Origin of the sequence: Chryseobacterium indologenes (assembly GCF_018362995.1) — a bacterium.
Classification (GTDB): domain Bacteria; phylum Bacteroidota; class Bacteroidia; order Flavobacteriales; family Weeksellaceae; genus Chryseobacterium; species Chryseobacterium indologenes_G.
In genome coordinates this window covers 3012908-3026382 of the sequence record NZ_CP074372.1, presented here as the reverse complement: position 1 = coordinate 3026382, position 13475 = coordinate 3012908, and the positions used below count along the sequence as shown (strand labels likewise).

Annotated in this window: 17 protein-coding genes; 1 reads left to right on the top strand and 16 read right to left on the bottom strand. The window is 36.3% G+C overall.

The features are described 5' to 3' along the window. Positions 1 to 6: 6 nt before the first annotated feature. From DYR29_RS13650 to DYR29_RS13590, 13 genes are all read right to left on the bottom strand, one after another. Positions 7 to 642, bottom strand: a complete 636-nt coding sequence (locus tag DYR29_RS13650; protein WP_213277307.1) for a hypothetical protein — start codon at positions 640 to 642, stop codon at positions 7 to 9. After that, positions 608 to 1234, bottom strand: coding sequence for a LolA family protein (locus DYR29_RS13645; protein ID WP_213277306.1), 627 nt, complete (start codon positions 1232 to 1234; stop codon positions 608 to 610). The genes DYR29_RS13650 and DYR29_RS13645 overlap by 35 nt, the downstream gene beginning before the upstream one ends. After that, a complete protein-coding gene (locus DYR29_RS13640) occupies positions 1227 to 1982 on the bottom strand; it encodes a polysaccharide deacetylase family protein (RefSeq protein WP_213277305.1) in 756 nt (251 codons plus the stop codon). The genes DYR29_RS13645 and DYR29_RS13640 overlap by 8 nt, the downstream gene beginning before the upstream one ends. A 132-nt stretch (positions 1983 to 2114) precedes the next feature. Next, positions 2115 to 3176, bottom strand: a complete 1062-nt coding sequence (locus DYR29_RS13635) for a beta-ketoacyl synthase N-terminal-like domain-containing protein (protein WP_213277304.1) — start codon at positions 3174 to 3176, stop codon at positions 2115 to 2117. Then, a complete protein-coding gene (locus DYR29_RS13630; protein ID WP_213277303.1) occupies positions 3173 to 4372 on the bottom strand; it encodes a beta-ketoacyl-[acyl-carrier-protein] synthase family protein in 1200 nt (399 codons plus the stop codon). Before DYR29_RS13630 ends, DYR29_RS13635 begins: the two co-directional genes overlap by 4 nt. 84 nt (positions 4373 to 4456) lie before the next feature. After that, the gene (locus DYR29_RS13625) at positions 4457 to 4714 is read right to left on the bottom strand and encodes a phosphopantetheine-binding protein (RefSeq protein WP_034692439.1); all 258 of its coding nucleotides are present in this window, start codon (positions 4712 to 4714) and stop codon (positions 4457 to 4459) included. A 75-nt stretch (positions 4715 to 4789) separates the two neighbouring features. Next, positions 4790 to 5329: a 3-oxoacyl-ACP synthase gene (locus tag DYR29_RS13620; protein ID WP_213277302.1), complete on the bottom strand. Its 540-nt coding sequence runs from the start codon at positions 5327 to 5329 to the stop codon at positions 4790 to 4792. A 10-nt stretch (positions 5330 to 5339) separates the two neighbouring features. Further along, positions 5340 to 6506, bottom strand: coding sequence for a beta-ketoacyl synthase N-terminal-like domain-containing protein (locus tag DYR29_RS13615; RefSeq protein ID WP_213277301.1), 1167 nt, complete (start codon positions 6504 to 6506; stop codon positions 5340 to 5342). Beyond that, positions 6503 to 6931: an acyl-CoA thioesterase gene (locus tag DYR29_RS13610; protein WP_047424884.1), complete on the bottom strand. Its 429-nt coding sequence runs from the start codon at positions 6929 to 6931 to the stop codon at positions 6503 to 6505. The genes DYR29_RS13615 and DYR29_RS13610 overlap by 4 nt, the downstream gene beginning before the upstream one ends. Positions 6932 to 7007: 76 nt before the next feature. After that, entirely contained in the window at positions 7008 to 8276 is a 1269-nt protein-coding gene (locus DYR29_RS13605) for an ABC transporter permease (RefSeq protein WP_213277300.1), read from the bottom strand. Beyond that, the gene (locus DYR29_RS13600) at positions 8263 to 9021 is read right to left on the bottom strand and encodes an ABC transporter ATP-binding protein (RefSeq protein ID WP_213277299.1); all 759 of its coding nucleotides are present in this window, start codon (positions 9019 to 9021) and stop codon (positions 8263 to 8265) included. The genes DYR29_RS13605 and DYR29_RS13600 overlap by 14 nt, the downstream gene beginning before the upstream one ends. Before the next feature lies 1 nt (position 9022). Next, positions 9023 to 10018: a BtrH N-terminal domain-containing protein gene (locus DYR29_RS13595; RefSeq protein WP_213277298.1), complete on the bottom strand. Its 996-nt coding sequence runs from the start codon at positions 10016 to 10018 to the stop codon at positions 9023 to 9025. 59 nt (positions 10019 to 10077) lie between these two features. Next, positions 10078 to 10482: a hypothetical protein gene (locus DYR29_RS13590; protein ID WP_047424819.1), complete on the bottom strand. Its 405-nt coding sequence runs from the start codon at positions 10480 to 10482 to the stop codon at positions 10078 to 10080. A 313-nt stretch (positions 10483 to 10795) separates the two neighbouring features. Between DYR29_RS13590 and DYR29_RS13585 the strand changes: the two genes are divergently transcribed. Next, positions 10796 to 10975 carry a hypothetical protein gene (locus DYR29_RS13585; protein WP_180564740.1) on the top strand — a complete coding sequence of 60 codons (180 nt, stop codon included), beginning with the start codon at positions 10796 to 10798 and terminating at the stop codon, positions 10973 to 10975. 477 nt (positions 10976 to 11452) lie between these two features. On the opposite strand, the gene DYR29_RS13580 is transcribed toward DYR29_RS13585, so the two are convergent. From DYR29_RS13580 to DYR29_RS13570, 3 genes are read right to left on the bottom strand one after another with little or no spacing between them, the layout of a single operon-like run. After that, positions 11453 to 11896, bottom strand: a complete 444-nt coding sequence (locus DYR29_RS13580) for an ABC transporter permease (RefSeq protein WP_213277297.1) — start codon at positions 11894 to 11896, stop codon at positions 11453 to 11455. 7 nt (positions 11897 to 11903) lie between these two features. Further along, positions 11904 to 12335, bottom strand: coding sequence for a hypothetical protein (locus DYR29_RS13575; protein ID WP_213277296.1), 432 nt, complete (start codon positions 12333 to 12335; stop codon positions 11904 to 11906). Then, positions 12335 to 13474, bottom strand: coding sequence for a beta-ketoacyl-ACP synthase III (locus tag DYR29_RS13570; protein WP_047424825.1), 1140 nt, complete (start codon positions 13472 to 13474; stop codon positions 12335 to 12337). The genes DYR29_RS13575 and DYR29_RS13570 overlap by 1 nt, the downstream gene beginning before the upstream one ends. Position 13475 lies beyond the last annotated feature (1 nt).

Here is a 13475-nt window from a genome sequence, read left to right as displayed (position 1 = left end):
TGGAAATTATTCTGTTTCGGTTATTTGAAATAGTTTTATATTGATCTTAAAATCTTTGTGCTGTAAGTTTAAGCTATCCGCGAAGATAGGTTTTTTTGCATCAAAAGTAAAATCGATTTTTTCCTTATTATTTTTCGTATAAATAATCTGTTTCAGTAAACCGTTTTCCTTGTTGAAGAATAAATAATAGCTTTTATTCTCAATTTTGGAAAGAAAGATTTTAGCATTATCATTCTCAAAACTTTCGTTCACCGGGTACTGTCTTTTCAAAAGCTGCTGGAAGTCATTTTTCAGGAAATTGATGACTATTTTTTTATCCAGATCAGGAAGTACATAATTCAGTTTGAAATTATTGTCAGAAACTTCAAAATCAATCAGTTTATTCCCAAAATCTGATGTTAATGCCACACGATGCGTTGTTTCGTTCAGTTTTTTGATGATCAGAATACCGCTTACATGGTTTTTATAAATGTCCATCTGGCATTTGTAGACATAATCTTCACCGGAAGAGAAATATAAATTTTCAACCGTCTTTTCAGATGTAGAAACTGGTTTAGCATCAGTTAGCTTATACGTTTTACAGGAAACAGCCAGACTCAGGATCAGGCTATAAAGAAAACTCTGACGCTGGAATTGACGCATTGATCTTGGTATTTTTAAAAACAATATTTGTAGTATCTCCGGAAGCTTCCGTCATATTAACCTGAGAAACCGTAGACTGATTCTTTGGAAAATACAGCTCAATCTGTTTGATATATTTCAACAGCTGTGATGTTTTAGGAATAAACTTCGCGACATTATAATTTCCGTTCTTAAAATACGTTACCGTAAATTCAGGATCATTGAACATCGTTCCGTTTGAACTTCCTACAATCAGTTTGTTAATCTTTTCAAATGTTTTGCTTTTGGCATCTACAGATGACTTCTTTCCCTGATCATTGATGTAGATTTTATTGCTTTTAAAAACAATGCTGTACTGATAAGGTTTGGTATATTTCCAGCTCAGCATGTTGGGAGTCTGAAGTGACATTCTCCCATAAGTAACAATGCTTTTATCCAGAAAGTCCATTTTTTTGGTCTGGGTAAAATCACTCTGTAAAGTTTTGATTTCTTTAGTTTCCGAAGATACCTTCGACACAAATGCTTTGGCTTCAGCTCCTGACATGGCCGTATTTTGTGCAAAAAAGAAACCGGAAACCAGTAAGAATGCTCCGAAAGCAATATTTTTAATCATTTCTATTTGAATTTATAATTGTATCAACAGTAAATGTTGAATATTTTTTGTCCTTCAAAAATACTAATAAATTGGCCAGCACGCGACAGGTCTTTTCTGAAGTATCATGAAGCAGGATAATACTGCCTTTCTTCAAGCCTTTGGTCACTCTGCGGTAGATTTTCTTTTCATCATCAATGATGGTATCTAAAGACCGTACATTCCATCCTGTGCTTATTTTATTCGTTCTTTTGATGGCTTTTGCAATATTAGGATTCGTTACTCCGAAAGGTGGTCTGTACAGGCTAGTGCTAATATTTCCCGTATTTTTTATGGCTTCATCACACTTTTTAATTTCCTCAATCATTTTTGAGGTAGATAAAAATCCAGTTGAATTGGAGTGTGATAACGTATGATTTCCGATTGTATGACCTTCTGCAATGATTCTCTGAAAAGTTTCAGGGTATTTTTCAATCTGTTTTCCGATACAGAAGAAAGTGGCTTTTACCTGATGTTCTTTAAGTAAATCTAAAAACTTTGGGGTAAATTCAGTGGGACCATCGTCAAAAGTAAGAGCTACTTCTTTGATCTTTGTGCGTTTATGAGTGATACTGTTAACGAAATATCCCAGTTCAATATCAAAAGAACCCCAGACTACGACTGCGGAAAAAGCAAAAAAACAAAACAGATACACCCAAAAGCTTCCATGAAACGCATAAATAAAAACGTTACAAAAAAGATAGAACAGTATGAATGGATAATGTTTCATTGCTGGTTGCTGTATTTATATTGAACTCGTCTACCGTTGTCACTCTGTAGAGTCTGGACTAATTTTAGATTCCACGCTTCACTTCGTTTCGCTCTGAATGACAATACACTGTTTAATTTTCAATTTCAACAATTATGCCTTTTCCAATAATACCAGACTGTGATCATTACCCGCCAGATGGTTGTAAAGAAGTACATTCTTTATACTTTCCTTTTTTTCTGCATTGATCATCATTACTTCCGGGATCTGCTGTTCCTTAAGGATATGACAGGCGATAAATGTTGAAAAACCACTCGCTGTATTGAATTCCCCACTCAGATGTTTATAATACAATTGTGAGGAAGCAGGCAAAATATCCATTGCTTTTGTGTAGTAAACGTCAGAATCTGCATCTCCACTGAATCCTAAAATAACAGCATCAATATCTCCGGTTGAAAGATTATTCTGAGCTAAGAAATTTTGGATAAAGTCCTGTACTTCATCTAACTCAACTTTGTTACTGATATTAATATTCTTAAGTTTTGCGTAAGAACTTTCAGTTTTATCTTTTCCTACAACAAAGAAGCTGGCACCTTCACCCCAAATAACTCCATTGGTAGTGGAATGCAAATAATCGGCAGGAAGATCTGCTTCTTTTTTTATCGTATTATTTAAACAGTAAAGCTCCATTGTTCTGGCAGTCTGTTCATCTGTAGAACCTACCAAAACATTTTCTGCTTCTCCGTCATTGATCTGAAGCTGAGCATCCAGTAATGAAAACTCCAGTGACGAGGAGGTATTTACATAGGTGAAATTATAAGCATGACATTGTAGTCCCAGAGCAATTTGCCCTGCTACCGTATTGTGGGTAGACTGAATAAAAAAGGTAGGAGTAAGGAACTCTTCATGATTATCAATCACATTTTTCAAAAACTTTTCAGAATCCTGCGAGCATCCCATTCCTGTTCCTACGATGATGGCATCCGGCTGTTCAATACCTGCTTCTTTTAAAGCATAATGTGAGGCTACAGAACTCATTTTTACCGTTTTAGACATTCTTCTGATCATGGCTGGCGGAATGAACTCTTTATAATTGGGCTCTACCGCTTTGATGATATTGGAAGAATTCTCAGGAGTAAGGTTCTGAAGAATATTTTCGTTTAAAGTGTCCTGAACTGAGATACAGGATGCACTGTTGATGTATACTGCACTCATGATTTTGAAAGAATTAAGGTTGAACAGTTTCCTCCAAACCCAAATGAATTGGATAGTACATGATTGATATTTTTTTCTTTCAGTTCGGTAACAGGAGTAAGATCAAATTCTTCCATTTTTGTTTTGAAATTCAGATTCGGGAAGATAACACTGTTTTGCATGGCTAATATTGAAAATACGGCTTCAATTCCTGCCGCCGCTGCCAGCGTATGGCCCGTAAATGCTTTTGTAGAGCTGAATTCGGGAACCTGGTTTTCACCAAAGATTCTGATCATAGCAATTCCTTCTGATAAATCATTATTAGGAGTAGCTGTTCCATGAACATTGATATAATCTATATTTTCTTTTTCTAATCCTGAAATTTTTAATGCTTGCTGCATGGCTAAAAATGCACCCTGTCCGTTTTCAGAAGAGGCTGTCTGATGGTGTGCATCATTGGCATTTCCGTATCCGGAAAGATAAGCAAGAACCTTTTTATTTTCTTTTTTGACTACTTCTTCAGATTCAAGAACTAAGAAAGCGGCTGCTTCCCCAAGATTGAGCCCTTTTCTGTTGTTGTCAAAGGGAGTATTGTAAGAATCTGTAAGGATCATCAGGGTATTGAATCCATTCAGTGTAAACTTTGAAAGAGAATCTGTTCCTCCTACAATAACACGGTCCAAAACTCCGTTTTTGATCAGTTTAGCCCCCATCATAATGGCATTAGCTGCTGATGAGCAGGCTGTACTGATGGTAGATACCATTCCTTTTAATCCCAGATAATCGGCAATTGCCAATGAAGAATTTCCGGCATCGTGGGCGTCAATATATTTTTGCTCTTCAGGAAAGTCTTCGTAAGAGTAGAAATATTTTTCAGTAATATCCATACCTCCTACACTGGTGGAACAGATTAATCCGGTTTTGTAGCCGTTGATATCTGAAATTCCTGCACTTTCTACAGCTTCTTTAGCAGCAACCATCCCCAATAAAGAAGTTCTTGTCACATTGTTGTCTTCATCAAGTTGAAGCTGTTGTACAAGTTCTTTGTTGGATAATTTTATTTCACCTGTCTTAATAATTCCGGCATGTCGGGTTTCAAACATTTCAATGTCTGAAATTCCATGTTTTCCGGATTGTAATGAAATAAAATTTTCCTCCACATTGTTTCCGATGGAGGAAATGATGCCCATTCCCGTTATGGCAATTTTTTGACTCATGGTATTACATAATGTAACAGTGCAGCGATCTAACAATTGATCAATAATTGCTACATGGCTACACTGTTAGATTGTTATATTAATTTATTTCGTTCTGTTGTCTTCGATGAATTTTGCCATCGTGTCAATAGATTGAAAGATTTCCTTTCCTTTTTTAGGATCAGCTAATTTTATTCCGTAGTCTTTATCAAGAAGAACGATCAGTTCCAAAGCGTCAATAGAATCCAGTCCCAATCCTCCTCCGAATAATGGATCAGTATCTTTGATTTCCTCTACAGATACATCTTCAAGATTAAGAACTTCAATAATTTTGTGTTTCAATTCTGTTTTTAAGTTTTCCATAATTAAGTTGGTTTATCAGTGCTTCAGTATATCATTAAGATCATTATATCATCACACTGTTATATTGTTACATTTTTATAAGGTTAGCAAATATACAAAAGCTTTGTAATTTTCCTGATACAATTCCACCCAGCCGCACAATACTTTGTCAGCCTTCCCGGACAGCAGGATTTGTTCTGAATAATTGTTTAAAAATTTTTCATCAGATTCATCCAAAACGAAAAAAGCATTTTCTGTCTGCATTTTGTGTTTAATGCTGATTTCACCTACACAGATATTAGGAAGAGTGTAGACAAAAACGGCCGGACTCGGATAAAAGTTATCCTGATCATTGATGCTTTCCTGATATTTGAAATCCGTATCCAGGCTGGAAGATCTGTTGGCAAAAACGATGGCGGTTCTGCTGTGATCTTCATCTTTCAAAATGGTTTCAGCGGAAAGAAAAGCCAGCTTGCTCAGATTATCCATTTTATGAAACTTTGGATAGCTGAGGTCTAAACTTTTATAAGCTTCTTTGGCAAATTCCTGAAAGGTTTCGCTTGGGCTTTCAAAAATAAGATTTCCGTCAACGGTTATTTTTGAATGTTCTATGGTGCAGATGCTTGTTTTCTTCATGACGTTCATTTTAACATTTTTCCAGCACAACAGCTGCATTGCAGCCACCAAAACCTGAAGCCGTCTTCAGAATGTATCTTACAGCTGCAGACTGGTTTTCTTTGATGATATTCAAAGGCTGGGTTACTCCTGTTTCTTCAAAATTCTTTGAGGGAAGCAGTGTGTTATGAAGAGCACTTTCCATAGAAATAATGCTTTCAAGTAGTCCGGATGCACCCAGACAATGTCCATAATAGCCTTTCATACTATTGAGAGGAATATTCTGAAGATCCATTCTGTTGAAGGCAATGGCTTCCATTTCGTCGTTATATAAAGTTGCCGTTCCGTGGGCAGAAATAAAATCAATCTGTTCTGAAGAAACATTCGCTTCTTTCATTGCATTTCTGATACTGGCATACAAACCGTCACCGGTTCTTGAAGGTCCGGAGATGTGGTTGGCATCATTCACTGCAGAATCTCCCAGAACTTTAAATCTGAATTTTTCATTTTGTGAGATTCTTCCTTCGTCAGAATGACAGCTGGTTACATAGACAGCTGCTGCCGCTTCACCGATATTGATCCCATCTCTGTTTTTATCATAAGGCTTGCATGGCCCTGATCCTATAGCCTGAAATGAATTGAATCCTGAAATAACAAATTCAGAAAGTTCATCCCCCGCAATGACAAAAGCATCTTTATACTTTCCTGCCTGAATCATATTCTTCGCCACTGCAATCGCCATTACTCCTGAAACACAGGCATTGGAAACAACAATAGGCTTTGTTGTGAATCCAAAGAAATCTGCTATTTTCTGTGCTAATTTTGACAAATAAACGCCTTCCGGCAACTCAGACTGGTTTTTTAAAAGGCTGATATTTCCTTTTGTTGTTGAAAGGATAAAAGCGGTGTCATCTGATGGGGTATGCTTTTCAACAAGAGGTCTTAAGCTTAAAAGAAGCATTTTTTCAAGTCTTGTGAAATTGAGCATGTTATTCTGAGCATTGTCGAAGAATCTATTAAATTCTTCATTCAGTTTTTCAGAATCAATCATAGAAGCATAAAAAGCATCCTGATTGTCTATGATTTTATGTAAAGCAACTCCGGATTTTCCTTCCAAAAGAGCCTTCCAGTTGGCATCTGCTGTGAATCCCAGCGGAGTTACACAATTGTAATCTGTGATGTAGACTTCTTTCCTCATGATAATCCCATTTTATCTTTCCAGTTTTGAAAAAATTCCGGATTGTACAGACATAGGCTTCCGTTACTGTCCAGAAATACCTGGATGGTTTCTCCGCTGCATACCAATTGATCTTCCTTGTTGAAGATTTCATATCTGTATATCAGTTTGGCAGATATTGAATTTACATAAGTGGTTACAATTCTGAAAGTTTCCCCATATTTTAAAGGAAGAAAATGCTCACAGGTACTTTTTACAATAGGCGTTACAAATCCTGCATTCTGAATATCAAGATAGGTTAAGCCATGCTGACGACCAAAAGCTTCTCTTCCGTCTTCAAAATAAACGATATAATGCCCATGCCAGACAATTCCCAGTGGATCTGTCTCATTGAACCGTACTCTTACTTCTTCAGTACACGTTAGTATATTTTCTTTAGACTGCATTTTGTTTTCTTCCGGAATTTTTATTGTTTTTTTTTGGTCGTCAGGAAACTTCTGGTAATATTTGACATAAAATAAATTAAATATTTTGGAGTTTTCTTTCGTAAAAAATGGAAATCGCTACGGTAGCAAAATAAAATAACAGTAAGAACAGTAATTCTTTCGCTATTCCTCCAATTCCGCTGTTTCTTAAAATAATATCATAATAGGCATTCAGACCCCAGTTCATAGGAGAGAATTTCGCTATAGTCTGCATGAATTCCGGCATTAAAAATACAGGGACCCAGATTCCGCCGATAGCAGCCAAAACCACTACAGACGTTGCACCAAATGGAGCAGATTGTTCCTGTGTATCGGCAATGGTTCCTAATAATACTCCAAATCCAATGGCAGCCAATCCCGCAAATAATGTTACAGTAACAAGCTGGAACATTTTTCCGGATACATCAAAGGCCGGAAGATCCATATAGGGGAAAAGATAAATTCCTACTGCAACCATCAGTAAAAACTGAATGATACAAATGATAAGATAGGTAAATGTTTTTCCTAAAATATGAACAAAATAGGGAGTAGGGCTTATTCTTGCTCTTACACTTGTTCCCTGGCTTTTTTCCTTCACCAGATTGATGGATAAAGGAACTACAATAAAGAAGATCGCAAAAAGAGTCCAGGCGGGAACGTTGTGCTGAACAGAATTCGGCATGACGTCCATTGCACCTTTCTTTGGTGTGATTTCCTTAAAGCTGATCAGGTTTTTATTTTCATCAAGATTTTCTGTTGTTCCCAGTTGCTCCTGGAATGCTTTGTAAATCTTTTTATTTTCAATCTCAAAAACCATTTTGTTGACAGAATTCATTACTGAGTTTTTGAATCCTGCATTAGTAGCAGGGTCAAAGTACAAATGAATTTCTTTGGCCTTTGGAGCTGCTGTTTTTACTTTTGCCGAATCTCCTTCCAGTCCGAATGAACTTACAATGGTCTGAACTTTAGAATCAATATTGGAATTTAAATCTTTCGTTAAATTATCAGGAATGACGATCGCCATCTGGTAATCTCCGGAAAAAACAGCATCCTGAGCAGACTTTTCATTGAAATTGGTCAGCAGCTGAAACGTTTTGCTGTTTTCCAGTTCTGCTTTTATATTCTTTGAAACTTCAGACTTGTCATTGTCAATGAATATAATCGGAATCTTTGATCCTTCAAGGTTTTTAAAGGTAGAATCCTGAATAAGGGTAATGGTAACAATCAAAAGCAGCGGCATCACAAAGATGATGACAATCCCTCCGATATCTCTTTTCAACAGAAGAATTTCTTTAATAAAGCTTCTCCACAGTTTATACAACAACATCTCTTAATTCTTTTCCGGTTAATGAAATGAAAACATCTTCAAGGTTTTCAGCACTTGCTACTCTGTTCACCAATTCTTCAGGAGTTCCTACTGCATGGATCTTTCCATGGTCTATAATGGCAATTTTAGTACAGAATTCTTCTGCTTCCGAAAGGTGATGGGAAGTATAAATAATGCAGGTACCCTGTTTATTTAAATTTAAAAGATAGTCAATAATTGCTTTTTTAGACTGAACATCAACTCCTACGGTTGGTTCATCTAAGAATAGAACTTTAGGATTGTGAAGCGTTCCGGCAATGAGGTTGCATCGGCGTTTCATTCCACCTGAAAATTGTCCTACCTGTTTGTTGGCAAACTTTGAAAGCCCCATGATTTCCAGAGATTCATCAATGACCTTCTTAAGCTGGTTATGCTTTAAGCCATATAGACTTCCAAAAAACATCAGGTTTTCTTTGGCTGTAAGCGTTGGGTATAATGCATATTCCTGAGGCACAATTCCAATAATCTGTCTTATTTTAAATCCATCCTTGTGTGGAGATAAGCCATTGATTGAAAATTGTCCTGAAGTAGGTTTTATCAGTCCAGAAAGCATGGAAATCAAAGTTGTTTTTCCTGCTCCGTTGGGTCCGAGAATTCCGTAAATTTCATTTTTACTGATATTCAAAGAGATATCATTTACAGAAAACTCATCAGAATTTTTGTACTTCTTATATAGGTTTTTAATTTCGATCATATTTTCTGCCATATCAGATCGCTTTTCTCAGTTTTTTATAGAAAGCTTCTTCCAAATCTGCAATATGAAGCATCGTTTTTGAAAGTTCATTGTAGATATTACTTTTTGAGTTTCTGTTTTTGTACACTCTGGCAATATCTACGGCAAAGTCTCGCCAAAGGTCACCAATAGCAGTGATTTCTTTGGATAATTCTTTTAATTCATCATTTTTAAGAATCACAGATGCTTCCTGAAGAAATGCTCCGTAGATAAATCTGAAACCTCCGCCTCCTGTTCCGATTTCTTCCTGCATTCTGATTAGCTGTCCCAAATAATGATTGGTTACTTTCGTTCCTTTCTTTTCTGCCCATTTCGGGATGCTTTTTGCGACCCATCTCATGGCTTTTACCCCGATAAGCGGTACCGGAGCCAGCATGTTTTTGCAGGTGTCTTTGATCCCTTTTTTGATGGCTTCTTCAAGGTTTACATTTTCCGGAACATAAACAGGGTAGTACATATGTCCTTTTGGAGGCAGCGCTCCTTTGGCGTATCTTACTTTTTCCAGTTCTGCTTCGGAAAGGGAAGTGGTATAATCCATCACAGGGTCACTGATAAGGAATTTCCCGTCTTCTTTTCCATACACTACAAGATTGTGGGCATTGAAGTGGAATTTATATTCTTCAGGGAAATAGGTAAGGTTAAAAACGCCTACCTGAAGTCCTGTAGGAATATTTTGTTCCAAATTTCTCTCAAGAGCTTTTTGGGCGTCTTGAGGATTTGAGAACTTCTCTCTTTTTATTTTAATTCCTAATCTTTTTGCTGCTTTGCTGAAAATGGCACCCGGCATAGGACGATAGCTGAAGCCCGGAGCAAAATTCACCTTTAAAAAAGGAAGATAGACAAAAAACAATCCGGAACCGATCCCGAAGATCATGGGTTCACTTAGTTTCAGGCCTTTATTAAGCAGTAGATTAGAAGCAACACCGTTTTCGCAATGCGCAGTCTGATGGTGTTCAAAGTTTAATTTCATTTGCTGATTGTATCTTTTCATGGGTCAAATGGAACAGGCAGTATATCGCCTTATTTCATTTATTTCCCGTTGAAGTTTTTTAATTCATCCACTGAAATCCCGAATGCTTCGGCATATTTTTTCAGTGCAGTTTCGCTTAGTGTGTTAAATACTTTGGGCTTAAAATGTCTCTTTACCCTCCATTGCCACATTCCAACATAAGAAGAAAGGACACCCAGATCCATTTTATTCAGTTCCATAAAATAAACAATAGGACTTACCTTATGATTGGCAACATTTTGTTTTGCTTCCTCAATTCTTTCATAAATAAGTTCCATCGATTCATCCAGAGCAGCTTTCTTGGCATCCCAGCCGGTACTGTTCGCTGTCGTGTAGTTGTCATTCTCGTCCGTCACATACAGAACTTCAGTCATGTTGGCGGATTTCAGGTTACTTTCGTCTTGAGGCAGGTCTTGTTTTTTCATCTAAATAATGTCAATTTTTTTAGATTCCAGATGAAAAAATCTTCACCTGTTTTCTGATTCTTATAATCAGGTGGCTAAAATAGTGAAAATACATTATATGTAAATCATATTAAATCTGAGGGAGCTACTGCTTTGACACAGAGGCTATACCAAAACTATTCCATGGATACTGATGATCCAATCTGATTATGTAAATTGCAGATTTTTATAAAATTTTGTTAATTATCAGGGATGTATTTTTTATTTGATTGTTTTATCTATATTTGTTTGTGTTAAACAACAAAAACTAATAATCAACAACAAATTAAATTTCATGAAAAATTTAAAGTTACTTACAAAAAATGAGTTAAAAGAAGTGAAAGGAGGGCTAACTGCTTACATTTCATGTGCTAATGGAACCAATGGTCAAATCCGTAATGTGAATGTAAATACTGATATTGCTTCTTCTGCAGAGCAGATTTGCGGTGGAAATGATTATGAGGTGATTATCTAAGGATATTCAATACCTCAGATAAAATCTAATTATACTTTATTGTTTTATGAAAAATAAAACCTTTAAGTAAAAATAATAGGCGGGACAGAAATGTTCCGCTTTTTTCTTGTTTAAAGCTGTTTCTCCCTGATGATCAGAGTTTCACAGATTTTAATAATGTTTCACGTGAAATAATTCCTCTTGTGAGGATGTTTTTGATTTGTATTGTATTGGTTTTCAGCTGTATTGTGGTATGTTTGATTTAGTCTGAAAATATATAAAAATGATTTTTTTTATTGTAAAACAGTTATAGTCAATTCAATAGAGGTGAGCTTTAGCTCACTTGCAAAAAGAAAAAGATTAACTGGCTTTAGCCAAAACCTATATTTTAAACACAAATGGTACCAATGAATTGCACAAATATTCACAAGCCATAAGATCAAAAATAAAAAAGCTGCACGTTTCTGTACAGCTTTTATATCTATGTTGAATTGATCTTTAAGATGTTACTTCCTGAATAAACAGGTTGATTTCCGCTCTAATCAATAATTCATCATTATGAAATGTTTCACAGAAGATATGACAGATGTTCTCGAACTGAGAAATAAGTGAAGCCCTGGAAATGATTTTATCATTTACTTTCGGAAGGGCAAAAACTTCAATCTTCTTGATATTGGTAATAAACCCTATCACTTTTGTATCTGCTTCAGGATTTTCAAAGAAGCTTTGTCCAAGGATAGATGAGCAGGTTTGTGCCAGATTTTCAATTAATCCTGCTTCAGCAAACTCATTGTTGTGAACAAATATATTATCTTCTTTTATTTCAAAGGAAGTCACTACTTTTTCTTTGGTCAGTTCCAGGATATAGTCTGCCATTAGCATCGGTTCGCGATGCGGTAAAAAGTTGTGTATATTGATGATATTCTCTTCCTTTATTTCCATTTACAGTTTATTTTACAGCGGTTTTCATTTGAGATTTTGCAATCACTTCACCGTTCAGTTTCGTAACGATATCTACCAGAGTCACACCCATTACTTCATTAAGGATTGTTACTTCAGATATCAGATGATCTCCTGTTTTGGGCAGTGTTTCAGCTTCAAATGATTTAATAGCTCCAATATATCCGGTAGGAGCATCTTTTCCCAGCAGATAATATTTATATCCGGTATGCAGTGCAACGCTCTGTGCCTGATGCTCAATCAGTCCCGAAGCCTGAAAAAAACCATCCTGGATAAAAAGATTATCTTCTTTGATCTCAAAACCGGATAAAAGATGGTTTTCAGAATATTCTGATAACTCATGCACCATCACAAAAGGAAACCGTTGCGGAATAAGGCTTTCTACAAAATCTTTATCGGAAGTCGGAAGTCTGTTTTCCATTAGCAAACAGTTAATAGAGCACAAGAATAAGCGAATCTTCCACTTTCAGGGACGCAAAGAAGTACTTTTTCTCCCTTTTTCAATGTTCCGGAATTCATGAGTTCTTCAAGGGCAATAAATATAGATCCTGCTCCGATATTTCCAACTTCAGAAAGGTTATAGAACCATTTTTCTGCAGGGAAATCCATTCCTTTTTTAGCAAATTCTTCCTTCAGTCCGTCTTTGAAATATCCTGAAGAAATGTGAGCCAATACGTGGTCAATTTTTTCCGGATCCAGATTGTGTTTGTCGAAGGAAGATCTTAAACTTTCCGCTCCTTTTACAAGAATATATTTATCAAGGATTTTAGTATCCTGTTTGATGGCAAAGATAGATTGCTTCAGCCATTCATCAGAAGGGTAATCCGCCCATGATTTCAGGCTTCCGTCTTCCAGTTTGTCACATCCGGCATACATACAAGCTTCAATTTCATGTGCATAAGAATAGAAATCAATGAATTCCACTTTTAAGGAAGTGCTGTTTTCTCTCGGTTTATTTTCTAAAAGGAAAGCTCCTGCTCCATCAGAAAGCATCCATCTCAGGAATTCTCTTTTGAAAGCAATGATGGGTCTTTCTTCCAGTAATTTTAAATTTTCAGCCTCATGGTTGAATTTATCAGCAGTCATCCATGCAGACATTCTTTCGGAACCTGCACATACTGCATTTTCCTGTACACCGGCTTTTACAGAAAGGAATCCATAGTTCAGGGCATTCATCCCTGAGTTGCAAAGACCTGTGGAAGTATTAATCTCAATAGATTTTCCGATGTTCAGTTCACCATGTACCATAGAAGCGTGAGAAGGCTGGATCTGGTCTGGCGAAGTAGTTCCTACGGATAATAATTTCATATCTTCCTTTTTGAAATTTTCGTCAAAAAGTCCTTCAATTGCTTTTGCAGTAAGCTGCGCATTAGAGTGTGTAGGATTTCCCTCTTTGTCTAAAGCGTAGTATCTTGTTGTGATTTTATTATTTCTTAGGATAAGTGATTTTGCTTTAGATGGCGCATCATTGATAAGCCCAAGATAAGTCTCCATTTCATCATTCGCTACCGGCTCATTGGGTAAGTATTTTGATGCTTTTGTTATAAATACGTCGTACATT